23 protein-coding genes are annotated in these 20,816 nt (G+C 57.5%); 14 read left to right on the top strand and 9 right to left on the bottom strand.

Annotated features, from left to right (window positions below; genetic code table 11):
• On the top strand, nucleotides 1-699 hold the full coding sequence (gene urtE / locus HMPREF1144_RS28535; RefSeq protein ID WP_009654761.1) for an urea ABC transporter ATP-binding subunit UrtE: 699 nt from the start codon (nucleotides 1-3) through the stop codon (nucleotides 697-699).
• A gap of 127 nt (nucleotides 700-826) precedes the next feature.
• Here urtE and HMPREF1144_RS28540 read toward each other — a convergent pair whose 3' ends face one another.
• A complete protein-coding gene (locus HMPREF1144_RS28540; RefSeq protein WP_009654748.1) occupies nucleotides 827-1,297 on the bottom strand; it encodes a helix-turn-helix domain-containing protein in 471 nt (156 codons plus the stop codon).
• A 117-nt stretch (nucleotides 1,298-1,414) separates the two neighbouring features.
• On the bottom strand, nucleotides 1,415-2,608 hold the full coding sequence (gene ydeE, locus HMPREF1144_RS28545) for an efflux MFS transporter YdeE (RefSeq protein WP_009654801.1): 1,194 nt from the start codon (nucleotides 2,606-2,608) through the stop codon (nucleotides 1,415-1,417).
• Nucleotides 2,609-2,800: 192 nt separating this feature from the next.
• Between ydeE and eamA the strand changes: the two genes are divergently transcribed.
• A complete protein-coding gene (gene eamA / locus HMPREF1144_RS28550; protein ID WP_004851185.1) occupies nucleotides 2,801-3,700 on the top strand; it encodes an O-acetylserine/cysteine exporter in 900 nt (299 codons plus the stop codon).
• A 31-nt stretch (nucleotides 3,701-3,731) separates the two neighbouring features.
• On the opposite strand, the gene marB is transcribed toward eamA, so the two are convergent.
• From marB to marR, 3 genes are read right to left on the bottom strand one after another with little or no spacing between them, the layout of a single operon-like run.
• Nucleotides 3,732-3,950: a multiple antibiotic resistance protein MarB gene (gene marB / locus HMPREF1144_RS28555; protein ID WP_004851184.1), complete on the bottom strand. Its 219-nt coding sequence runs from the start codon at nucleotides 3,948-3,950 to the stop codon at nucleotides 3,732-3,734.
• 30 nt (nucleotides 3,951-3,980) lie between these two features.
• Nucleotides 3,981-4,361, bottom strand: a complete 381-nt coding sequence (marA, locus tag HMPREF1144_RS28560) for an MDR efflux pump AcrAB transcriptional activator MarA (RefSeq protein ID WP_004102351.1) — start codon at nucleotides 4,359-4,361, stop codon at nucleotides 3,981-3,983.
• 17 nt (nucleotides 4,362-4,378) lie between these two features.
• Nucleotides 4,379-4,813: a multiple antibiotic resistance transcriptional regulator MarR gene (marR, locus tag HMPREF1144_RS28565; RefSeq protein ID WP_004102349.1), complete on the bottom strand. Its 435-nt coding sequence runs from the start codon at nucleotides 4,811-4,813 to the stop codon at nucleotides 4,379-4,381.
• Nucleotides 4,814-5,074: 261 nt separating this feature from the next.
• Here marR and HMPREF1144_RS28570 point away from each other — a divergent pair, with 261 nt between their 5' ends.
• Nucleotides 5,075-5,743: a MarC family NAAT transporter gene (locus HMPREF1144_RS28570; RefSeq protein ID WP_004119839.1), complete on the top strand. Its 669-nt coding sequence runs from the start codon at nucleotides 5,075-5,077 to the stop codon at nucleotides 5,741-5,743.
• A 76-nt stretch (nucleotides 5,744-5,819) separates the two neighbouring features.
• On the opposite strand, the gene HMPREF1144_RS28575 is transcribed toward HMPREF1144_RS28570, so the two are convergent.
• Entirely contained in the window at nucleotides 5,820-7,019 is a 1,200-nt protein-coding gene (locus HMPREF1144_RS28575) for a sugar transporter (protein WP_009654776.1), read from the bottom strand.
• 205 nt (nucleotides 7,020-7,224) lie between these two features.
• Between HMPREF1144_RS28575 and HMPREF1144_RS28580 the strand changes: the two genes are divergently transcribed.
• Both HMPREF1144_RS28580 and HMPREF1144_RS28585 read left to right on the top strand, forming a co-directional pair.
• The gene (locus HMPREF1144_RS28580) at nucleotides 7,225-8,016 is read left to right on the top strand and encodes a PhzF family phenazine biosynthesis protein (protein WP_004851174.1); all 792 of its coding nucleotides are present in this window, start codon (nucleotides 7,225-7,227) and stop codon (nucleotides 8,014-8,016) included.
• Nucleotides 8,017-8,025: 9 nt separating this feature from the next.
• Nucleotides 8,026-8,814 carry a PhzF family phenazine biosynthesis protein gene (locus tag HMPREF1144_RS28585; RefSeq protein ID WP_009654689.1) on the top strand — a complete coding sequence of 263 codons (789 nt, stop codon included), beginning with the start codon at nucleotides 8,026-8,028 and terminating at the stop codon, nucleotides 8,812-8,814.
• Between the two features lie 119 nt (nucleotides 8,815-8,933).
• On the opposite strand, the gene HMPREF1144_RS28590 is transcribed toward HMPREF1144_RS28585, so the two are convergent.
• Nucleotides 8,934-9,878 (bottom strand): L-lactate dehydrogenase, encoded by a 945-nt coding sequence (locus HMPREF1144_RS28590; RefSeq protein WP_042928685.1) that lies wholly within the window; start codon nucleotides 9,876-9,878, stop codon nucleotides 8,934-8,936.
• A 145-nt stretch (nucleotides 9,879-10,023) separates the two neighbouring features.
• On the opposite strand from HMPREF1144_RS28590, the gene HMPREF1144_RS28595 reads away from it, so the two are divergent.
• Nucleotides 10,024-10,506: a GNAT family N-acetyltransferase gene (locus HMPREF1144_RS28595; protein WP_004851168.1), complete on the top strand. Its 483-nt coding sequence runs from the start codon at nucleotides 10,024-10,026 to the stop codon at nucleotides 10,504-10,506.
• On the opposite strand, the gene ptrR is transcribed toward HMPREF1144_RS28595, so the two are convergent.
• Nucleotides 10,460-11,338, bottom strand: a complete 879-nt coding sequence (gene ptrR / locus HMPREF1144_RS28600) for a putrescine utilization regulator PtrR (RefSeq protein ID WP_004851166.1) — start codon at nucleotides 11,336-11,338, stop codon at nucleotides 10,460-10,462. The genes HMPREF1144_RS28595 and ptrR overlap by 47 nt on opposite strands.
• A gap of 105 nt (nucleotides 11,339-11,443) precedes the next feature.
• Between ptrR and sad the strand changes: the two genes are divergently transcribed.
• From sad to HMPREF1144_RS28635, 7 genes are all read left to right on the top strand, one after another.
• Nucleotides 11,444-12,829 carry a succinate-semialdehyde dehydrogenase gene (gene sad / locus HMPREF1144_RS28605; protein WP_004851163.1) on the top strand — a complete coding sequence of 462 codons (1,386 nt, stop codon included), beginning with the start codon at nucleotides 11,444-11,446 and terminating at the stop codon, nucleotides 12,827-12,829.
• Between the two features lie 204 nt (nucleotides 12,830-13,033).
• Nucleotides 13,034-13,960, top strand: coding sequence for a glutaminase B (gene glsB / locus HMPREF1144_RS28610; RefSeq protein ID WP_004851160.1), 927 nt, complete (start codon nucleotides 13,034-13,036; stop codon nucleotides 13,958-13,960).
• Nucleotides 13,960-14,334: a DUF4186 domain-containing protein gene (locus HMPREF1144_RS28615; RefSeq protein WP_004851158.1), complete on the top strand. Its 375-nt coding sequence runs from the start codon at nucleotides 13,960-13,962 to the stop codon at nucleotides 14,332-14,334. Before glsB ends, HMPREF1144_RS28615 begins: the two co-directional genes overlap by 1 nt.
• A 107-nt stretch (nucleotides 14,335-14,441) precedes the next feature.
• On the top strand, nucleotides 14,442-15,854 hold the full coding sequence (locus tag HMPREF1144_RS28620; protein WP_004851155.1) for a GGDEF domain-containing protein: 1,413 nt from the start codon (nucleotides 14,442-14,444) through the stop codon (nucleotides 15,852-15,854).
• A gap of 89 nt (nucleotides 15,855-15,943) precedes the next feature.
• On the top strand, nucleotides 15,944-16,474 hold the full coding sequence (locus HMPREF1144_RS28625; protein ID WP_004851153.1) for a GNAT family N-acetyltransferase: 531 nt from the start codon (nucleotides 15,944-15,946) through the stop codon (nucleotides 16,472-16,474).
• 111 nt (nucleotides 16,475-16,585) lie between these two features.
• The gene (locus HMPREF1144_RS28630; RefSeq protein WP_009654707.1) at nucleotides 16,586-18,037 is read left to right on the top strand and encodes a tagaturonate reductase; all 1,452 of its coding nucleotides are present in this window, start codon (nucleotides 16,586-16,588) and stop codon (nucleotides 18,035-18,037) included.
• A 329-nt stretch (nucleotides 18,038-18,366) separates the two neighbouring features.
• Nucleotides 18,367-18,807 carry a GNAT family N-acetyltransferase gene (locus tag HMPREF1144_RS28635; RefSeq protein ID WP_009654803.1) on the top strand — a complete coding sequence of 147 codons (441 nt, stop codon included), beginning with the start codon at nucleotides 18,367-18,369 and terminating at the stop codon, nucleotides 18,805-18,807.
• Nucleotides 18,808-19,040: 233 nt separating this feature from the next.
• Here HMPREF1144_RS28635 and tam read toward each other — a convergent pair whose 3' ends face one another.
• Nucleotides 19,041-19,793, bottom strand: coding sequence for a trans-aconitate 2-methyltransferase (tam, locus tag HMPREF1144_RS28640; RefSeq protein ID WP_009654740.1), 753 nt, complete (start codon nucleotides 19,791-19,793; stop codon nucleotides 19,041-19,043).
• A 183-nt stretch (nucleotides 19,794-19,976) separates the two neighbouring features.
• Between tam and HMPREF1144_RS28645 the strand changes: the two genes are divergently transcribed.
• Entirely contained in the window at nucleotides 19,977-20,777 is an 801-nt protein-coding gene (locus HMPREF1144_RS28645; protein ID WP_009654799.1) for an MBL fold metallo-hydrolase, read from the top strand.
• The last annotated feature ends 39 nt before the right edge of the window (nucleotides 20,778-20,816 follow it).

Here is a 20,816-nt window from a genome sequence, read left to right on the forward strand (position 1 = left end):
ATGTTACAGGTTAATCAACTACATCAATATTATGGCGGCAGCCATATCCTGCGTGGAGTGGATTTTGCCGCTCGCCAGGGCGAGATCACCTGCCTGCTCGGGCGCAACGGGGTGGGGAAAACCACCTTGCTGAAGTGCCTGATGGGGCTGATCCCGGCGCGCAGCGGCGAGGTGCTGTGGCAGGAGAGGAATATCACCCACCGTAAACCGCACCAGCGGGTGCAGTCGGGGATCGCCTACGTGCCCCAGGGGCGGGAGATTTTTCCGCGCCTGACGGTCGAGGAGAACCTGCTGATGGGGCTGTCCCGCTTTCCCGCCCGCGACGCGCGCGCGGTGCCGGAAGAGATTTATCAGCTGTTTCCGGTGCTGAAAACCATGAAGCAGCGGCGCGGGGGCGATCTTTCCGGCGGGCAACAGCAGCAGCTGGCCATTGGCCGCGCGCTGGCCAGCCGTCCGCAGCTGTTGATTCTTGATGAACCGACGGAGGGCATTCAGCCGTCGGTGATTAAGGAGATTGGCGAGGTGATTCGCCAGCTGGCGAACCGCGGGGATATGGCGATTCTGCTGGTAGAGCAGTTCTATGATTTCGCCGCCGGTCTGGCGGATCGCTATCTGGTGATGTCGCGCGGCGCAATTATTCAACAAGGTTACGGTGGCGATATGGAAGCCGAAGGCGTCCGCGGGATGGTCACCATTTAACTCGCCCCGGATGGCGGCCTCCCCCCGGCTCGCGCTGCGCTTAGCCGGGCTACAGGTATACAGCAGTCTGCTGGCCCGTAGCCCGGGCAAGGCGCTTGCGCCGCCCCCGGGAAAAGCGCGCAGAGGGCTATTTGCGCAGCAGCCGCTGCAGGCGCGCCTGACGCCAGCGATTAATCCATTCGCCAAAAACAAACAGGCGCAACCCTTTAACCACCAGCAGCGCTCCCCAGACGATCGCCACCCATGCGGACCAGTAGCTCTCTGCGCCGCTCAGCCAGTTCAGCAGCGCCAGCAGAACGCAAACGACGACGGCCACCGTCAATGAACGGTAAAAACGGCTCTCGCGTTCGACACGCGCTTTGGCTTCCTCAATACGTAAATCCAGCGACGCTTCGTGGCCCGCCGGCGATTCGCCGCTAATCTCGGCGACGTTAACTTCAAATACCGCCGCAAGCGCGCTGAGCGTCTCGAGGCCGGGACGGTCGCCGTTCTCGATGCGCTGAATGGTGCGCACGCTGACGCCGGCCAGTTCGGCAAGCTGCTCCTGCGACCAGGCGCGCTGCAAACGTAATTGTTTAACCTGATGACTACTGTTCATTGTTTCTATCTCCGGGTGAAAACCTGAGATGGAGTATCATCGAGCGGGCTGTCGGGCACCACGATCGAAACCCGACAGGGACGCGACAGCAACCTGACAGCCGCACGGCGCCTGGTATCAGGCGCGGGCGACCGCGCTACCGTTCCACGGACGAACGTTCATGCCGCGGAAAATCATCAGCCATGCGGCGATAATCGCCAGCATCAATATCACAAACAGCGACCAGTGCGGCAGATGGGTCAGAATCGTTCCGGTCAGCATCGGGTTAAACGCCGCCCCCAGCCAGCCCAGCGACTGGGCGGAAAAGTAGCTGGCCTTCATGCCCGGCGGCGCAATGTTATCGATCAGCATATATTCCCCCGGCGCGTAGATAACCTCTCCGAGCGTAAAAATGGCGGCGGAGACGCCCCACAGCAGCAGGCTGTTATCGGAAATAACAAAACCGCCCAGCCCGAGCACAAAACAGACCGTCCCAAAGGTCATCAGCGGGCGAATATTGCGGGCGGTAAGGCGACGACCAACCGCATACTGCAGCGCCACCACCACGACCGCGTTAACCGGCAGTACCACCGCAACCACTTTTTCGGCAAAATCGCTGTCCGCTACCACCAGCACATACTGGGAAATGCAGGAAGCGAAAGAGCCACCGACAAAGGAGGCCAGCAGGCCGGAAAGGGTAAACCACAGCAGAGCGCGATCGCGCAGCAGCACCGACGGCGACCACTGGACCGCGTTATCCTGGGCAATCGCGGCGCTGGTGCGCTGCACAAACAGCTGAATAAATACCAGCGGAAGGGCGGCGCAGCCGGCCGCCAGCCAGAACGGCAGGTTAATACTGTGCATGACCAGCAGAGTGCCGATAGGCGGCCCAACGGTCCAGCCAATATTGAGAAAGGTGTAGTTAAGTGAAAAAATCTGCGCCTTCTTTGCCGGCGAGAGTACGTCGGCGAACCACGCTTTCAGCACGGTTGAGAAGACGGAGTAGGCACAGTTAATCAGTGCGAAGAAAAACACCACCAGCGAGACGCTATTGACCAGAGGAATAGCGATAAAGCCGCCAATAAACGCCAGCACGGCGAGCGTCATATAGCGCTTTTTGTCGAACTTATCGGCGAGAATGCCAAAACCCATGCTGAACAGCACCCCGACGATCAGCGCGCTCGACAGCGCATAGCCGATTTTATCTACCTCGAGCTGGTACTGGCGGGTGAGGTAGATCGTCATAAAAGGTAACGTTGCGCCGCGGCCAATGGTTAACAGCAACGACGAAGCCAGCAGCGCTGCGGTTGAGCGCCTGAGAGTCGGTATCATTTTTTCCTTGCCTGATGTGATGTTATTTTTGTTGTCACGATCACAAATAGCACGCTAACCGGGGCTTGTATAGTTCCTGGCGGTGATAAAAAGCACGCCAGCGCCCTACCGAAAATAATGATCTAGGCGGCGGACGAATTATTCTGTAGTTTGATTTTGTTCACAAAAATTCCAATAACAACCGAGGCGGGTATGACGCGTAAAGACGGGCTGCTGGCATTGCTGGTGGTGGTGGTATGGGGGCTGAATTTCGTGGTGATCAAGGTGGGGCTGCATAATATGCCGCCGCTGATGCTCGCCGGACTGCGCTTTTTGCTGGTGGCTTTCCCGGCGCTGCTCTTCGTCGCGCGGCCAAAAATTCCGCTGAGCCTGCTGCTGGGCTACGGCCTGACGATTAGCTTCGGTCAGTTTGCGTTTTTGTTCTGCGCGATTAGCCTCGGCATGCCTGCCGGACTGGCATCGCTGGTGCTGCAGGCGCAGGCCTTTTTCACCATCATTCTCGGAGCGTTTATCTTCGGCGAACGTTTGCAGGGGAAACAGCTGGCGGGGATCGCGCTGGCGATTTTCGGCGTACTGGTGCTGGCCGAAGCCAGCCTCGGCGGCCAGCATGTCCCACTGGTGGGCTTTATGCTGACGCTGGCCGCGGCGCTGAGCTGGGCCTGCGGCAATATCTTCAACAAAAAAATTATGTCGCATGCGAGCCGGCCGCCGATTATGTCTTTGGTGGTATGGAGCGCGCTGATCCCGGTGCTGCCGTTTATGCTGGCGTCGTGGATCCTCGACGGACCGCAGGTTATGGCGGAAAGCCTGCTGCATATCGACCTGCTGACGATCCTGTCGCTGCTCTATCTGGCGTTTATTGCCACTATCGTCGGCTATGGTATTTGGGGGGCGCTGCTCGGCCGCTATGAAACCTGGCGCGTGGCGCCGCTGTCGCTGCTGGTTCCGGTAGTCGGGATGGCCAGCGCGGCCCTATTGCTCGGCGAGACGCTGAATAGCCTGCAGCTGCTGGGTGCGGTACTGATTATGGCCGGGCTGTATATCAACGTATTTGGCCTGCGGATCGTGCGTCCGGGCATGGCGCGGGGATAAAAAAAGCCCCGGTCACGGGGCTAAAGGGATTTTACAGGCTTTGCTGGTTGTAATAGGGCACGCCCAGTTCATCTGATTTATCACTGCCAGAAGCCATGTGATTGAAATCAAAAGGCGAATCATTATGTTCGGAAGGAATAATCATCGCATCCCGGTTGTTGTGGCGAACTGGGGTGCTGGTTTGCTCCGCATAACTTTGGCTCGAGACCAGCGCCAATAGCACGATGGCGGCGGAAGCGAATAGTTTCATGATTTCCTCAATACGTCTTTTTGCAGGCGGTTAACAACAGTTATTTAATGGGAGCAGGTAGCGCGACTCGCCGGGCACGTTGGTAATTCGATACTGATGCGGCGGAACATCGAAATAGTTCTTAAAAGTTCGCGTCAGCGTTTGCTGCGATTCAAAGCCATAGCGTTCGGCCAGGTATAAGATAGGCTCGTTGCTCTGCTTCAGCTTCTGCGCGATCTCGGTCAGCTTACGGCTGCGGATATACTGTCCCAGCGAGTGACCGGTCTCTTTCTTGAACATTCTTTGCAGGTGCCACTTGGAGTAACCTGAGCGCTCTGAAACCTTCTCCAGCGACAGGGGCGATTCCAGGTTATCCTCGATCCACGACAAAATACTATGGATAGTGATGGCGTCGTTATTGCGTCTGGACATCATCTTACCTCTTCTTATTACGACAGAACTTTTTTGAGTAAACACTCAAGAGTGGCCACTTCATCCGTCGACAGATTTTTTGTTAGTTCCTGGTGCAATTTCTGACCCACAACCTGATGACATTGCTCACAAAGGGCTGCGCCGTCTGGCGTTAACTGTACCAGCACGCCACGCTTGTCAGTCGGGTTGGGTAACCGTTCAATCCAGCCTTTACAGACCAGGCGGTCGAGCATGCGCGTCATTGCGCCTGGGTCGACCGAAAGCACGGTTTTCAGCTCAACGGGGGTAATACACACTTCGCAACGAATGGAACAGAGCACCCGGAACTGGGTGGAAGTAATATCCATCGGCGAGAGATAGTCGTTGAGCAGGCGATCTTTTTTCTGGTTAACCATCTGGATCAAGCGGCCAAGAGGGATCATTTCGTTAAACAGGTCGCTTGTACTTTTCACAATGGTTGCCCAGGCAATGACTTAGTTGCGGGAGATATTATTGCCTAGGCAAATATAAGTCAACCTGATGAATTAGCCGATGCCACGATTTGCTAAAACGAATTGTTGTGAGGCAGGTCACTCTATTCCACGTTGTTCTCTTATGATTTGAAGGAAGGGTGAATGCGTCCTGAGGAGAACGGGTACAATCTGGCAACAGACGATATACTCAGCACGCGTCATTTTTTTGATAATCCAATATTGACAGGACCTTAATTCACTATGATGGATCTTTTTAAAGCGATAGGCCTGGGACTGGTAGTGATTCTACCGCTGGCGAACCCGCTGACTACCGTGGCGCTGTTCCTTGGCCTGGCCGGGAATATGAATAACGCCGAGCGTAACCGTCAGTCGCTGATGGCCTCGGTTTATGTGTTCGCCATCCTGATGGTCGCCTGGTATGCCGGCCAGGTGGTGATGAACACCTTCGGAATATCGATTCCCGGTCTGCGTATTGCCGGCGGCCTGATCGTCGCCTTTATCGGCTTCCGCATGCTCTTTCCCCAGCAAAAAGCCCATGATTCGATGGAAGCTAAGCTGAAATCGGAAGAGCTCGAGGATGAACCGACGGCGAATATCGCGTTCGTTCCGCTGGCGATGCCAAGCACCGCAGGGCCGGGGACAATCGCGATGATTATCAGCTCAGCGTCTACGGTAAAGCACGGGGCGAGCTTCCCGGACTGGGTTGTGCTGGTCGCGCCGCCGATTATTTTTGCCCTGGTCGGGATTATCCTGTGGGGCTGTCTCCGCAGCTCCGGGGCAATCATGCGTCTGGTCGGGAAGGGCGGCATTGAGGCGATTTCCCGCCTGATGGGCTTCCTGCTGGTCTGTATGGGCGTGCAGTTTATTATTAACGGCGTGCTGGAGATTATTTCCACTTATCACGCCTGACGGTCATCGCCGTCCTGATATCAGACGTAAAAAAACCTGCCGATCTCACGACCGGCAGGTTTTTTTTGCAGCACGATCAGGAGTGATGCGGCTGCTGATCTTCCAGCGATACCGGCCAGCGGCGGAAAATCATCACCGCCCACACTAACGCGACGACCGCAGGGATCGCCCCAACATAGCCAATGGACGCCATTGACAGATGGGTACTGACCTGGCTGCCCACCAGCGCGCCCGCGCCGATGCCGATATTAAAGATCCCCGAAAATAACGACATTGCCACGTCTGTCGCGTCCGGCGCCAGCGCCAGCACTTTGACCTGCATACCGAGACCGATAATCATGATCGCCATGCCCCAGAAGACGCTCAGCAGCATCAGGTGGTTGGCGTTGTGCGAGGCGGGCAGCAGCAGCAGCAGGCACGCCAGCAGCAGGCCAATCGCCGCGTTAATTAACCCGGACGCATGCAGGTTGCCGAGCTTACCAAAGAGGATGCTGCCGACGATGCCCGCGCCGCCCAGGGTCAACAGTAGCACGGTAGCGAAGTTGCCGCTCAGGCCGGCGACCGTCTGAACGAACGGTTCAATGTAGCTGTAGGCGGTATAGTGCGCGGTCACCACAATCACCGTCAGCAAATAGATGCTCAGCAGCGCAGGGCGACGGAACAGCACCGGCAGGCTTTTCAGCGACCCTGAGTGCTCGCTCGGCAGCTTAGGCAGCAGCTTGATCAGGCAAACCATGGTAACCAGCGCGCCGAGGCCGATGACCAGGAACGTGGTGCGCCAGCCAAAGTATTGCCCGACGATACGGCCAATCGGGATACCGAAGACCATTGCCAGCGCGGTACCGGTGGCAATCAGGCTCAGCGCCTGCGCGCGTTTACCCGCAGGCGCCATTCGTATAGCCAGCGCCGAGGTGATCGACCAGAACACCGCGTGGGCAAAGGCGATACCGATACGGCTGATCACCAGCACGTTGAAGTTCCAGGCCAGGAACGACAGCACGTGGCTGGCGATAAACAGGATAAACAGGCCAACCAGCAGGCGGCGGCGCTCCATCTTGCTGGTCAGCAGCATAAAGGGCAGCGACATCAGGGCGACAACCCAGGCGTAGATCGTCAGCATAATCCCAACCTGCGCCGTTTCCATGCCAAAGCTGTCGGCGATATCCGACAGCAGGCCCACGGGCGCAAATTCGGTGGTATTAAAGATAAATGCCGCAATCGCAAGCGTGACTACGCGCAGCCACGCGACCTTGCGTGAAACCGTATTTGTCATCATAAGTTCAGGGCTGGTTACAAAGAGGAAAGAAGTGGAACGATCTTAAAACGATTGCTGCTGAAAATACAACCATTTTGTGATCTACATCTCATTTTCGCTTCAGCCAGATTTTCGCCACTAACGGATTAATTTTTCTATTAAACGTGTGGATTTCTCACGTTTATGTCATGTTATCGATAAGTAAAAAAAACAGAGGGACTGAACAATGCAGGAAATTAGCTTTTATCTGGTGGATGCCTTCAGCGATCGGAGCTTTGGCGGCAACGCGGCGGCCGTTTGCCCGCTGACAGAATGGCTGCCGGACGAAACGCTGTTGAAAATGGCGCAGCAGCACAATCAGTCGGAGACCGCGTTTTTTGTGCGTACGGATGAGGGGTATGAGCTGCGTTGGTTTACGACGCTGTACGAAATCAACCTCTGCGGCCACGCGACCCTGGCGGCCTCGCACGTCATTTTTGAATATTTTGACCACCCCTCATCGACAATCGTTTTTAGTACCCGCTTTGTCGGCGAGCTTCGCGTCACGCGCAGCGGCGACTGGCTGACGCTGGATTTCCCGGCCTGGGCGACGACCGCCGTTGAGCAGCCGCCTGCGGAGCTGCTGGCCGGGCTGGGGCTGAGCGACGCGGTGGAAGTCCGCGTGGCGCGTGATTACCTGGTGGTTTTAGCCGACCGCCAGCAGGTGGAGGCGGTGCGTCCGGATATGCAGCTGCTTGAGCGCCTCGGCAAAATGATCTGTATCAGCGCCCCGGACGAAGAGTATGACTTTGTCAGCCGTTTCTTCTGTCCGGGCGAGTCGGTGGCGGAAGACCCGGTCACCGGCTCGACGCACAGTATGCTGATTCCCTACTGGGGCGAGAAGCTCGGCAAAACGGACATGCAGGCGCGGCAGGTGTCGGCCCGCGGCGGCGACCTGCGCTGCCAGTGGCGGGGCGACCGGGTTCTGATCGGCGGTCAGGCGACCACCTACTTAATCGGCACGATTACGCTTCGCTAAGGAGGGACGGTGACGGAAATTCCTTTTTATCTGGTGGCGGCGTTCAGCGACCAGCCTTTCGCCGGCAACCCGGCTGCGGTATGCCTGCTTAAAAAGTGGCTGCCGGATGAGCTGCTGCTCAAAATGGCGCAGCAGCACAACCAGTCGGAAACCGCGTTTGTGGTACCTGAGAGCGATGGTTTTGCGCTGCGCTGGTTTACCACCCGCAATGAGGTCAACCTCTGTGGCCACGCCACGCTTGCCAGCGCGCACGTGATATTTCATCACCTGGATTATCCTGACGCGGTCATTCACTTCGTGACCGCTTCCGGTCGGCTGACCGTGAGCCGCGAGGGCGACTGGCTAACCCTGGATTTCCCGGCGGGAGAAACGGAAGAGCGCGAGCCGCCCGCGGAGATGCTCTCCGCGCTGGGGGTTGAGCGCTACCTGCATGCCCGCAAGGGGCGCGCATGGCTTATCGAACTGGCCTCCCGTGAGCAGGTCGAAGCCCTGCGGCCGAATATTGCTGCGATGACGCCCGGCGAACATAAAGTGACCGTGACCGCCGCGGGCAGCGGCGAATATGACTTCGTTAGCCGCTTTTTCTCACCCGGTGAAGCAGTGTGGGAAGATCCGGTAACCGGTTCGGCGCATACTATGCTGATCCCCTACTGGAGCGCAAAGCGGGGTAAAACTCAGCTGCTGGCGCGCCAGGTTTCCGCGCGCGGCGGCGATATGCGCTGCGAGCTGAAAGGAAAACGCGTATTGATGAGTGGCCAGGCGGTGACCTATTTAAATGGCGTCATCACGCTACGCTAACTCACCCGTCATCATAAGATGGGATCGGCAGCAGACCCGCCGATCCCGAATCCGAGTGGGTTACCCGGCAAACTTATCCTGCGCGCTATTCCTGCGTAACCTGCAGGAAAAATAGGCCATCACGGTAGACGGGCGATACTGGCTTTAATCACTTCGATAGAGTGGCGGAATTTCTCCGCTTCATCATCGGCCAGCTGCAGCTCAATAATCTGCTGCACGCCGCTTTGCGTCAGCACCGCGGGAACGCCAGCCGCCGCGCCGGTTACGCCATATTCCCCGTCAAGAATGCACGACACCGCCAGCGCGCGATGGCTGCCGGTGAAAATATTGCGGCAGATTTCGGCGATGGTTCCGGCGACGCCGTACTCCGTGCAGCCTTTGCCGGCGTAAATCTCAAACCCCAGCTTGCGCACCTTTTCGGCAATCAGCTCCCGGTCGAGAGCCTGGCCGGTATGTTTTTGGTAAACATCGGCGATGGCGGAGCCGTAAACCGCCGAGTGTGACCACACCGGAAACTGGGTATCGCCATGCTCGCCAAGAATAAAGGCGTCGATGCTTTGCGCGCCGATATCCAGCGCCTGGGCCAGTACCCGGCGTAAGCGCGTCGTGTCCAGCCAGACGCCGGTACCCAGCACCTGGCCGCGCGGCAGTCCCGAAAGCTGCCACACCTGCCAGGTGATGATGTCGCAGGGGTTGGTGGCAACCAAAAAGATGCCGTTGAAGCCGCCGCGCATCATCTGCGGGACGATACTTTTGACGATTTTTGCCGTGTTGGTCAGTTCGTCCAGCCGGGTTTGACCCGGCTTGAGCGCGCCGCCGGAAACGGTGATAACCGCGATATCGACATCGGCGCAGTCGCTGGCTTCCCGGGTGGAAATGGTCATCATGCCCGGCATGTAGGCGGCCGCGTCGCTCAGGTCCTGAGCGTGCGCCTCGGCGCGTGAGGTATTGAGATCGACAAGGATCAGCTCCTCGCAAATATTCTGGTTTAACAGGGCGTAGGCCGCTGAGGCGCCGACGTTTCCGGCCCCGATAATCATCACCTTGCGCGCTTTGGTATTCATCGTATTTTCCTGATAAAAGACGTTATGTCGCAAAATTACTGCCTCTCAAGGGGGGAGCGCAAGTCGGGTCAGAAGCTATAAGTTAATGCTATGGCGGCTCCGCGGACGCCCCGCGCTACAGTACGCTCAAAAAAGGAGCTTCTTTATGTACACTATCGCCGCGACCCCGCTAAATCACCCGGATCTGACCGCCTTAATTGCCGAGCTGGACGCATACCAGCAGACGCTCTACCCGGCGGAAAGCAATCATCTTATCGACCTGAGCGCGCTACCGGCGGCGTCGGTCATCGCGCTCATTATCCGCGATGGGCAGCACCGGGCCGTCGGCTGTGGGGCCATCGTGCTCGGTGAAGAGGGGGTTGGCGAGATGAAAAGGGTGTTTATTCATCCGACCCATCGCGGCCAGCAGCTGGGGGAAAAACTGCTGGCGGCGCTGGAGAAAGAGGCGATAAATCGCGAATGCCATACCGTACGCCTGGAAACGGGTATCCATCAGCACGCCGCCGTCGCGTTATACACGCGCAATGGCTACCAGACCCGCAGCGCCTTTGCGCCGTATCAGCCGGATCCGTTAAGCATTTTTATGGAGAAGCTGCTGCTTGTCGATCTTCGTTCAGCAGCGCTATAAACGCCTCGAGCTGGCGAGTTTTCGCCCCGCGCCGCCAGACCAGCCAGGTCGTCAGCCAGCGCCACTCTTCGGCCAGCGGCCAGGCGGATACCTGCTGATGGCCCGGCATACTCTCCAGCATGCTGCGCGGCATCAGCGCCAGTCCGGCGCCGGCAATGACGCAGGCCAGCATCCCGTGGTAGGACTCCATCTCATGGATCCGCCCCGGGGTGGCGCGATCGGCGTGGAACCAGCTCTCAAAATGACGGCGATAGGAGCAGTTGGCGCGAAATGCGTAGACGCTGGCGCCGTTCACTTCGCTGGCGCGGGCAATGGGCGGGTGGCCAAAGGGCGCGACGATCATCATCTCTTCCGGGAACACCGGTAACCCTTCCAGCCCCGGGTGCACCAGCGGACCGTCAACGAACGCCGCGCTCAGATTTCCCTCAAGTACGCCGTCGATCATGGTGCCGGAAGGACCGGTGGAGAGGGCGAGGTGAATCTTGGGATAGCGCTGATTAAAGTGCGCCAGGGTAGGGGAAATGCGCACGGCGGCGGTACTCTCCAGCGAGCCGAGCGAAAACAGCCCCTGAGGTTCATCTCCGGCGACCACCATCCTCGCTTCATCAACAAGGGCGAGGATTTGCTGGCTATAGCGTAAAAAGCTGTGCCCGGCGGGGGATAACCGCAGCCGCTGATTTTCGCGAATAAACAGTTCGACGCCGAGATCCGCCTCCAGCTGGCGGATGCGTGTGGTCAGGTTTGACGGCACGCGATGCACCTTCTGCGCGGCCTGGGTAATGCTGCCGGTGCTGGCGACGGCGTTGAACATCTCAAGCTGGGTCAGATCCATAGTGTTCTTCTTTTATGAATGGGTTGCTTAATATTATTCATTTTTAATGAAAGGAAGGGTAAGCCAGAATAAGGTCACTTCGCAATCAACACAGAGAGAAAAACGATGAATTTATCTGCTACTCATGCGCTTTCCGTGAGTCCGACCACCGGTGAAACGCTGTCGTCTCTGCCCTGGGCCAGCGAACAGCAGGTCGATGCGGCCATTGCCCTTGCGGAACAGGGGTATCGTCAGTGGCGCAACGTCAGCGTGGCGGAGCGCGCGGCGACGCTGCGTAACGTCGGTAGCGCGATGCGCGCCCGTGGCGAAGCGCTGGCGCAAATGATTAGCCGCGAAATGGGTAAACCGATTGCCCAGGCGCGCGGCGAAGTGGCTAAATCCGCCAATCTTTGTGACTGGTATGCTGAACACGGCCCGGCGATGCTCAATACCGAGGCGACGCTGGTTGAAGACAATAAAGCGGTGATTGAGTACCGCCCGATGGGGGCTATCCTCGCTGTCATGCCGTGGAACTTCCCGGTGTGGCAGGTGCTGCGCGGCGCGGTGCCCATTCTGCTGGCGGGCAACAGCTATCTGCTTAAGCATGCGCCAAACGTGCTGGGCAGCGCGGCGATGATCGGCGAAATTTTTGCCGCTGCGGGCGTGCCGGACGGCGTCTTTGGCTGGGTGAACGCCACCAACGATGGCGTTTCGCAAATGATTAACGATCCGCGCATCGCCGCGGTGACCGTCACCGGCAGCGTGCGCGCCGGGAAGGCCATTGGCGCACAGGCCGGCGCGGCGTTGAAAAAATGCGTGCTGGAGCTGGGCGGCTCCGATCCCTTTATCGTGCTTAACGATGCCGACATTGACGAGGCGGTGAAAGCGGCGGTGATAGGTCGCTACCAGAATACCGGGCAGGTCTGCGCCGCGGCGAAGCGTTTTATCGTCGAAGCGGGCATCGCCGAGGCCTTTACGCAGAAATTTGTCGCCGCCGCTGCCGCGCTGAAAATGGGCGACCCGCGCGATGAGCAGAACTATATTGGGCCGATGGCGCGGTTCGATCTGCGCGATGAGCTGCACGAGCAGGTGCGCGCGACCCTAAAAGAGGGGGCGACCCTGCTGCTGGGGGCGGAAAAAATCGAAGGCGCCGGCAACTACTACGCGCCGACGGTGCTCGGAAACGTTACCGCGGAGATGACCGGTTTCCGCGAGGAGCTGTTTGGCCCGGTGGCGACGATTACCGAAGCCCGCGATGCCGATCACGCGCTGGCGCTGGCTAACGACAGCGAATTTGGCCTTTCAGCAACGGTTTACACCACCAGTGAAGCGCAGGCCCAGCGTTTTGCCGATGAGCTGGAGTGCGGCGGGGTGTTTATCAACGGCTACTGTGCCAGCGATGCCCGCGTGGCGTTCGGCGGCGTGAAGAAAAGCGGATTTGGCCGCGAGCTCTCCCATTTTGGACTGCATGAATTCTGCAACGTGCAGACCGTCTGGAGAGATCGCCGCTAGCCTGCGGTAAAATCCCCGGGTTGCGGCTAGCGCCTTACCCGGGCTACCGATTCGTGCGATTTGCCGGTTTGGTAGCCCGGGCAGGCGCCCCGCTGACGAGCGAACCATCCCCCTGGCGACGCGAGGGCGAGAAAGAGGCTGTTTCTTCGCGTCCCGTGCGCCTATAATTACCGCCCGAATTTTGTTGTTGGCAAGGAGCCGCGCGTGGCGACGGTAATGAATAACGCAATGCTCGATGCCATTTTGGCTGAAGTCAGGCCGCTGATTGGTCGCGGTAAAGTGGCGGACTATATTCCGGCGCTGGCCAGCGTCAGCGGCGATAAGCTCGGCGTGGCTATCTGTACGGTCGACGGTCAGCACTACAGCGCCGGCGACGCGCACGAGCGCTTCTCTATCCAATCTATCTCGAAAGTCCTGAGCCTGGTGGTCGCGATGAACCACTATCAGGAAGAGGAGATCTGGCAGCGGGTAGGTAAAGATCCCTCCGGCCAGCCTTTCAACTCGCTGTTGCAGCTGGAAATTGAACAAGGCAAACCGCGCAACCCGTTTATTAATGCCGGGGCGCTGGTGGTCTGCGATATGCTGCAAAGTCGTCTCAGCGCGCCTCGCCAGCGGATGCTGGAAATCGTGCGTCGTCTGAGCGGTGTGGGCGATATCGCCTATGACCCGGTGGTTGCCCGCTCGGAGTTCGACCATTCGGCGCGCAATGCCGCGATAGCCTGGCTGATGAAATCCTTCGGTAATTTCCATAACGATGTCGCCACGGTGCTGCAAAACTATTTCCACTACTGTTCGCTGGAGATGAGCTGCGTAGAGCTGGCGCGCACCTTTCTGTTTCTTGCCGACCGAGGTATCGCTCCGCACCTTGAGTCGGCGGTTATCGCCCCCATTCAGTCGCGGCAGGTCAACGCGCTGATGATGACCAGCGGCATGTATCAGAACGCCGGTGAATTTGCGTGGCGCGTTGGTTTACCGGCGAAATCCGGCGTCGGTGGCGGGATTGTGGCCATCGTTCCGCAGGAGATGGCGATTGCGGTCTGGAGCCCGGAGCTCGATGACGCCGGGAACTCGCTGGCCGGGATCGCTTTACTGGAAAAACTCACTCAAAAACTGGGGAGGTCGGTATTCTGATGGTGCCCATAGAAAACCTGTTTGCCCGCCTGCAGCGCTCCACTTTTCGCTCCCGTTTTCGCCTCGGCGTGAAAGAACGGCAGTATTGTTATGATAAGGGTGCGGAGGTTATCGACCAGCACGCGGCGGACTTTATCGCCAGTCGGCTGGCCCCTGCGCAAATTCCTAATGACGGTAAGCAGACCCCGATGCGCGGACATCCGGTATTTATCGCCCAGCATGCCACCGCGACCTGCTGTCGCGGCTGTCTGGAAAAGTGGCACGCGATCCCGCGGGGGCGCGGCCTCAGCGACGAAGAGCAGCGCTACGTGGTGCAGGTGATTCACCACTGGCTGGTGATCCAGATGAATTCGCCGGACCGCAGCAGACCGTAATTCATCGGGCGGCGGTATATGCCTGATAATTATTCTCATGATATGATGAACCGCTAACTAATTATTAACATAATAATTGCCTGAAACAATTAGACGGATAATCATGAATGTCTCCACTGTCGATTCGGTCATTCACGCTGTTTCGTGAGGAACAGCCCGTGCGTGATGCGCTGGTGTTGTTCACTTTAACGCTACTACTGCATTTCTTTGGCGCGATGCTGCGTCTGGTACAAGAATTGTCGTTCTTCTGGCCGCTGAACGCGGTAATGGCGGGGATTTTTGCGCGTTATATCTGGCTAAATCGCAGCTATTTTTACGCCGTTTGTTTTGCCGCCATGCTGGTATATGACGGTTTAACTTCTCGTTGGGGAATGGGGTTCGCCTCCTTTCTGATCAACTTCTCCAATATTGTTTTTATCGTCACCCTGGCGCAGCTCATTTTGTGGGATAAGCGCCGGGCTGATTCGATGCCGGGACCGATAAATGCGCTAAGCCTGTTTTGCTACTGTCTGCTGGCGGCGCTGCTCTGCGCGGCCGTCGGGGCGCTGGGTTCGGTAGATGTGGAACGCGCCACGTTTATTCCCCAACTGGCGGACTGGTTTAGCGAACAGTTTTCGACTGCCGTGCTGATCCTGCCGTTCATTTTAACCCTCACGCTCCCTTCGGCGTTCGGGCGTTTTCGCCTGCGTCAGCTGTTACCGGCGATTGCGCTGGTGCTGTCGATTGTGCTCGGCGTGGCGGTGGGCGGGGCCGGGAGCATAACCTTCCCGTTACCGGCGCTGATTTGGTGCGCGATTCGCTATCCGCTGCCGTTAACCTGCCTGTTGACCTTTATTACCGGGATTAGCGAAATTCTGCTGGTGGCGAACTCGCTTATCCATCTCTCCCCCGATACCCGGATGCAGCCGTGGCAGCTGTTTTCAACGCGCCTGGGGATTGCTGCGATGCTGATCAGCCCCATCATCGTCGCTTCCAGCGTTGAGGCGATTAATAACCTGGTCAAACAGCTGGCGCTGCGCGCTGATTTCGACTTCCAGACCCGGGTCTATTCTCGCTCCGGGCTAAGCGAAGCGTTGAAACGTCAGCCGATCGCGGAAAACGAGCTGCTCACCGTAATGGTGCTCGACATCGACGGCTTCAAGCAGGTTAACGATCGCTGGGGCCATGAGTGCGGCGATTGTATGCTGGCCCAGTTTGCGCAGCAGGTGCGGCAGCTGGTGGGTGAAGAGGGCATGGTGGCGCGTATTGGTGGGGAAGAGTTTGCCGTCGCGGCACTGACCTCATCCGCGCGAGACGGAGTGCTGCTGGCGGAAAAAATTCGCCAGGGCATCGAGTCGCAAACCTTTACCTGGGGGCAAAACAGGATCCAGCTGACCATCAGCATGGGGCTGGAGAGCCGGGCGCCGGGTTCAGCCAGAATAACGGATCTGTTCAACCAGCTGCTCATGGTCGCCGATGATTCTATGATTCGGGCAAAAAAAGCCGGACGCAATCGTATTTTTACGCAAGAAATGGTCTGAATCGTATATAAGAAAATACGATGGTAATTCCGCTTGTGTTAAATATAAGTTAAAAACATAGTGATGTGGTCAATTTCAAGGAGTTACCTATGACCACATCCTTTTCTCTGCGCACGCTGTCGCGTGACGATATTCTTGAACACCTTCCTGAATTAACCGACATCCTCGTCAGCTGCGTCAACGGCGGAGCCTCGGTGAGCTTTATGCTGCCTTTTTCCCCGGAAACCGCGACGGCGTTCTGGCTGCGAATGGCGCAGAGCGTCGCCGCCGGTGAGCGCATTGTTCTCGCCGCAGCGGATGCGCAGCAGCGGCTTGTTGGTACGGTACAGCTGATTACCGACCAGCCGGAAAACCAGCCGCACCGCGCCGATGTCGCCAAACTTCTGGTTCACCAAAATGCGCGGCGTCAGGGGCTGGCGAATGCGCTGATGTCCCGACTGGAAGCCATCGCGCGCGAGCAGGGTAAGAGCGTTCTGGTGCTGGATACGGCGACCGGCAGCGGAGCAGAAAACTTTTATGTACAGTGTGGTTGGGAAAAAGCTGGGGAAATTCCACGCTATGCGCTGATGCCCGACGGCGAGCTGACGGCAACATCGCTGTTCTATAAATTTCTGTCATAAATTTTATATTGCATACAGCTTTGATCAAAACAGGGTTTCACTTGCGTAAAAACCTGATAACTTATTGGACCAATTACTCAGGTTGTATGACTACTCTATGAGGGAACCCTTGTGAAAACACTAAACCGTCGCGATTTCCCGGGCGCGCAGTACCCTGAACGTATCATTCAGTTTGGCGAAGGTAACTTCCTGCGCGCGTTTATCGACTGGCAGATCGATCTGCTGAACGAGCATACCGACCTGAATGCCGGGGTGGTGATCGTGCGTCCGATTGAGAGCTCATTTCCGCCGTCGCTCAGCACCCAGGATGGCCTCTACACCACGATTATTCGCGGCCTGAACGAGAAAGGGGAAGCGGTCAGCGATGCGCGTCTGATTCGCTCGGTAAACCGCGAAATCAGCGCCTATGCGGATTACGATGAACTGCTGCGGCTGGCGCACAACCCGGATATGCGGTTTGTGTTTTCCAATACCACCGAAGCGGGTATTAGCTACCACGCGGGCGACCGCTTCGAGGATGCGCCTGCGGTGAGCTATCCGGCAAAACTGACCCGCCTGCTGTTTGAACGCTACAGCCATTTCTCCGGCGCGGCGGATAAAGGCTGGGTCATCGTTCCCTGCGAGCTGATTGATTATAACGGTGAAGCGCTGCGGGAACTGGTGCTGCGCTATGCGCAGGAGTGGGCGCTGCCGGAAGCGTTTGTGGCATGGCTGGATGAAGCCAACGCTTTTTGCTCCACCCTGGTAGACCGTATTGTGACCGGCTATCCGCGCGATGAAGCCGCGCAGATTGAAGAGCAGCTGGGGTATAAAGACGGTTTCCTCGATACCGCCGAACATTTCTACCTGTTTGTCATTCAGGGGCCGAAATCCCTGGCCGCCGAGCTGCGCCTCGATAAGCTGCCCCTTAATGTGCTGATTGTTGACGATATTAAACCGTACAAAGAGCGTAAAGTGGCCATTCTTAACGGCGCGCACACCGCGCTGGTGCCGGTCGCCTTCCAGGCAGGCCTGGATACCGTGGGCGAAGCGATGAACGATGCGGAAATCTGCTCATTCGTCGAGAAGGCGATTTATCAGGAGATTATTCCGGTTCTCGATCTGCCGCGCGATGAGCTGGCCTCCTTCGCCAGCGCGGTAACCGGTCGTTTCCGTAACCCGTACATCAAGCATCAGCTGCTGTCTATCGCGCTGAACGGCATGACTAAATATCGTACCCGCATTCTGCCGCAGCTGCTGGCGGGCCAGAAGAAAGAGGGGACTCTCCCGACGCGCCTGACCTTTGCGCTGGCGGCGCTGATCGCCTTTTATCGCGGCGAGCGTAACGGTGAGAACTATCCGGTTCAGGATGATGCCGAATGGATGGAGAGCTATAAGGCGCTATGGGCCCAGCATCGGGATGCGCAAATCACCACCGGCGAGTTGGTAAAAGCCGTACTGTCCGTTGAATCCCACTGGGAGCAGGACCTGACGAAAGTGCCGGGTCTGGTTGATCGGGTCACGCAGGATCTGGATGCTATTCTGCGCGACGGCATGCGCGCCGCCGTTAAGCCATTATGCTGATACTCTGAAGCCCGCTGACGGACGACCAGAATAGCGTCGATTGTGTCGGCCGGGTAAGGCGTCAGCCGCCGCCCGGCACTCATCCGGTCACATTCCTGAAGCGATGGAGCATCACTCTCAACCCGGCAGTTGCCGGGTTAGTTTGGCATTCACATTAGTTACAACATACTTGTGTGTTTTTTTATAAACGCAGGTCTGAAAGATTGTGCCCATTTCGTCCGGCAGCGGAAACAGGGGCAATTAAGAGAAAAAGATGAATTGTGCCTCCGGCGGTTGAACAAATTATCTGACTGGAAAATAATGGCTTATCCAAACGAGGGATGAGACCCATGGTCATTGAAATTCGTGAAGTGTGCCAGCAGGACAAAGCGCAGTGGCTACAGCTATGGGAAGGCTATACCCGTTTCTACGGTAGCCCGCAGCCGTCCGACGTCACGGAATTTACCTGGCAGCGGATGCTTGATTCCGCTTCTTCTATGCTGGGCCGGGTTGCCCTGGCGGATGGCAACGTCGCTGGATTTGCGATTTGTGTCCTTCACGAAGGCACCTGGGTAAAGACGCCTGTTTGCTATCTGGAAGATCTGTTCGTTGCCCCGCCGATGCGCGGAAAAGGCATCGCCAGGGCGTTGATGCAGGCGCTGCAAGCTGAAGGGAAAGAGAAAGGGTGGTCGCGGCTGTACTGGCACACTCGCGCTGATAATCCGGCCCGGCGTCTGTATGATGAATTTACGCCCGCCGATGACTATGTTCGTTACCGCGTGACGCTCTGAAAATCTGAGATTAAGAAGTTATTAAGATTTCCCCTGTAAAACAGGGGAAACGACTCAGGAGTAACAAAATGGAAAAACGCATAGAGACGGTTGTGAACCTCATCATGTTTCTTTCGCTGCTGGCCACCGCATGGGATCTCTCTCTGGTCCATCATCTGTCCTGGTAAACCTGGTCTACGGCGCCTGCTTCCTGCGCTGTAGCGCTCTCTCTCTCTTTTTACACTCCGATGGCGCTATCGGCGCGCGACGATAAACAGGCGCGGAAATGGCAGTAGCACCTTTCCGTTACACTGTAACGGATAGTGCTGTTCCAGCCGCTCCAGATAGCGTTCGAGAAACGCCTGGCGCTGCTGTTCATCAAGTGGTTGTAAAAACGGTCGCAGGCCCGTTGACTGTAGCCATTCAATAATGGCCTGATGCGATGCCAGCGGGTGATAGTAGGTGGTGCGCCAGATATCCACCTCGCAGCCGCTGGTGATCAGCATATCGTAATACTCCGACACATCCGGCAGCGGCTGCCGCCCACTGGCCGGATGCCCCAGCTCTTCAGCCACCTGACGCATCAGCACGTGCGAGGGCTCTTGCCAGTTCACCGGCATTTGCACCGCCAGTACGCCGTTTTTCGCAAGATTGCTGACCAGATATGGGAAAAGGCGCTGATGATCCGTGAGCCACTGCAGCGAAGCATTGGCATAAATGACGTCCGCCGGCCGCTCGGGGCGAAACGCAGTGATATCCGCCTCGACGAACCGGCAGTCCGGTAACCGCCGGGAGGCTTCTTCCAGCATGGCCGGAGAATTATCAACGCCGATAATCGTTGCATCTGGCCAGGCATCGCGCAGCAGAGCGGTACTGTTGCCAGGTCCGCAGCCCAGATCAACGGCCAGCGTGGCGGGATGGTGGGCGATGCGGGCGAGAAGCTCGGCGGCGGGCCGCGTGCGTTCAGCGCCGAATTGCAAATAAAGTGAAGGATTCCAGTCTGCCATAGCGCGCTCCGGTTAAGAGAAACTCGTTCATCAGCATAGACGGCAATGCTTATCTGGCAACTAAACAGAATCAATATGTTACTTTTTGTGACGCTGTCACTTTTCCTTATGCAGGGTTCATCACGGCATGCCCGCCAGCGGTTGGCTACAGTAGGCCTCGCAAACCAGGGGGATGGTCATTAAATGGCGTTAATCATTAAGGTGTTACTCGAAAACCGGCTCGGTAAGGGGCAGGACAGCCTGCTGCAGGCGAAACCCGGATTAAGCCTGCTTGTGGAGGATGAAACCAGCCGGGTGCTGTTTGATACCGGGCCAGACGGCACGTTTCTTCATAATGCGCAGCGTATGGGCGTCTCTTTATCTGACCTGACCGCCACGGTACTCTCCCACGGACATTACGATCATTGCGGCGGGGTGCCGTGGCTGCCGGACAACAGCCGTATTATTTGTCATCCGCAGATTGGACTCACCCGCTACTCGGCGTTATCTCTCGCAGGACGCAACTGGAAAGTCAAAAAGCTGTCGCGAGACATCGACTACTCCCGCCACCGCATGGAGTACAGCCGCGAGCCGGTGGCGATCGGCGAACGACTGCTGTGGTCCGGTGAGATTACGGTTGCTCACCCGCGTGCCTATGGCCTCCTGACGGGTCAATCCCTGGGTGAGGACTATATTGTCGATGAAGGCGTCCTGATCTACCGCTCGACGCGAGGGTTAGTCATTATCTGCGGCTGCGGACATCGCGGATTGATCAATACCGTTCGCCACTGCCAGAAGATCACCGGCATCCAGCAGGTATACGCGATTATCGGCGGTCTTCATCTGCGCAGCGCGCCTCCGTGGGCAATTCGTCAGCTTAGACAATTCTTGCGCCAGCAGAAGGTGAAAAGAGTCATGGCCTGCCACTGCACCGGTTCATGGGGGCGCTGGTGGCTTGCCGCGGATAGCGCACCGGCAACCGGCGATACGTTGGTGCTGGAATAATAATCGCGTTCACTTTTGCTAATTACATATAAATAACAT

Source organism: Klebsiella sp. OBRC7 (genome assembly GCF_000293135.1).
Lineage (GTDB): Bacteria > Pseudomonadota > Gammaproteobacteria > Enterobacterales > Enterobacteriaceae > Klebsiella > Klebsiella michiganensis.

Bases quoted from the DNA above. Each gene is read 5' to 3' on its own strand.
- urtE (WP_009654761.1), top strand. From the start codon at position 1: ATGTTACAGGTTAATCAACTACATCAATATTATGGCGGCAGCCATATC.
- HMPREF1144_RS28540 (WP_009654748.1), bottom strand. From the start codon at position 1,297: ATGAACAGTAGTCATCAGGTTAAACAATTACGTTTGCAGCGCGCCTGG.
- ydeE (WP_009654801.1), bottom strand. From the start codon at position 2,608: ATGATACCGACTCTCAGGCGCTCAACCGCAGCGCTGCTGGCTTCGTCG.
- eamA (WP_004851185.1), top strand. From the start codon at position 2,801: ATGACGCGTAAAGACGGGCTGCTGGCATTGCTGGTGGTGGTGGTATGG.
- marB (WP_004851184.1), bottom strand. From the start codon at position 3,950: ATGAAACTATTCGCTTCCGCCGCCATCGTGCTATTGGCGCTGGTCTCG.
- marA (WP_004102351.1), bottom strand. From the start codon at position 4,361: ATGTCCAGACGCAATAACGACGCCATCACTATCCATAGTATTTTGTCG.
- HMPREF1144_RS28570 (WP_004119839.1), top strand. From the start codon at position 5,075: ATGATGGATCTTTTTAAAGCGATAGGCCTGGGACTGGTAGTGATTCTA.
- HMPREF1144_RS28575 (WP_009654776.1), bottom strand. From the start codon at position 7,019: ATGATGACAAATACGGTTTCACGCAAGGTCGCGTGGCTGCGCGTAGTC.
- HMPREF1144_RS28580 (WP_004851174.1), top strand. From the start codon at position 7,225: ATGCAGGAAATTAGCTTTTATCTGGTGGATGCCTTCAGCGATCGGAGC.
- HMPREF1144_RS28590 (WP_042928685.1), bottom strand. From the start codon at position 9,878: ATGAATACCAAAGCGCGCAAGGTGATGATTATCGGGGCCGGAAACGTC.
- HMPREF1144_RS28595 (WP_004851168.1), top strand. From the start codon at position 10,024: ATGTACACTATCGCCGCGACCCCGCTAAATCACCCGGATCTGACCGCC.
- ptrR (WP_004851166.1), bottom strand. From the start codon at position 11,338: ATGGATCTGACCCAGCTTGAGATGTTCAACGCCGTCGCCAGCACCGGC.
- sad (WP_004851163.1), top strand. From the start codon at position 11,444: ATGAATTTATCTGCTACTCATGCGCTTTCCGTGAGTCCGACCACCGGT.
- HMPREF1144_RS28615 (WP_004851158.1), top strand. From the start codon at position 13,960: ATGGTGCCCATAGAAAACCTGTTTGCCCGCCTGCAGCGCTCCACTTTT.
- HMPREF1144_RS28620 (WP_004851155.1), top strand. From the start codon at position 14,442: ATGTCTCCACTGTCGATTCGGTCATTCACGCTGTTTCGTGAGGAACAG.
- HMPREF1144_RS28625 (WP_004851153.1), top strand. From the start codon at position 15,944: ATGACCACATCCTTTTCTCTGCGCACGCTGTCGCGTGACGATATTCTT.
- HMPREF1144_RS28635 (WP_009654803.1), top strand. From the start codon at position 18,367: ATGGTCATTGAAATTCGTGAAGTGTGCCAGCAGGACAAAGCGCAGTGG.
- tam (WP_009654740.1), bottom strand. From the start codon at position 19,793: ATGGCAGACTGGAATCCTTCACTTTATTTGCAATTCGGCGCTGAACGC.
- HMPREF1144_RS28645 (WP_009654799.1), top strand. From the start codon at position 19,977: ATGGCGTTAATCATTAAGGTGTTACTCGAAAACCGGCTCGGTAAGGGG.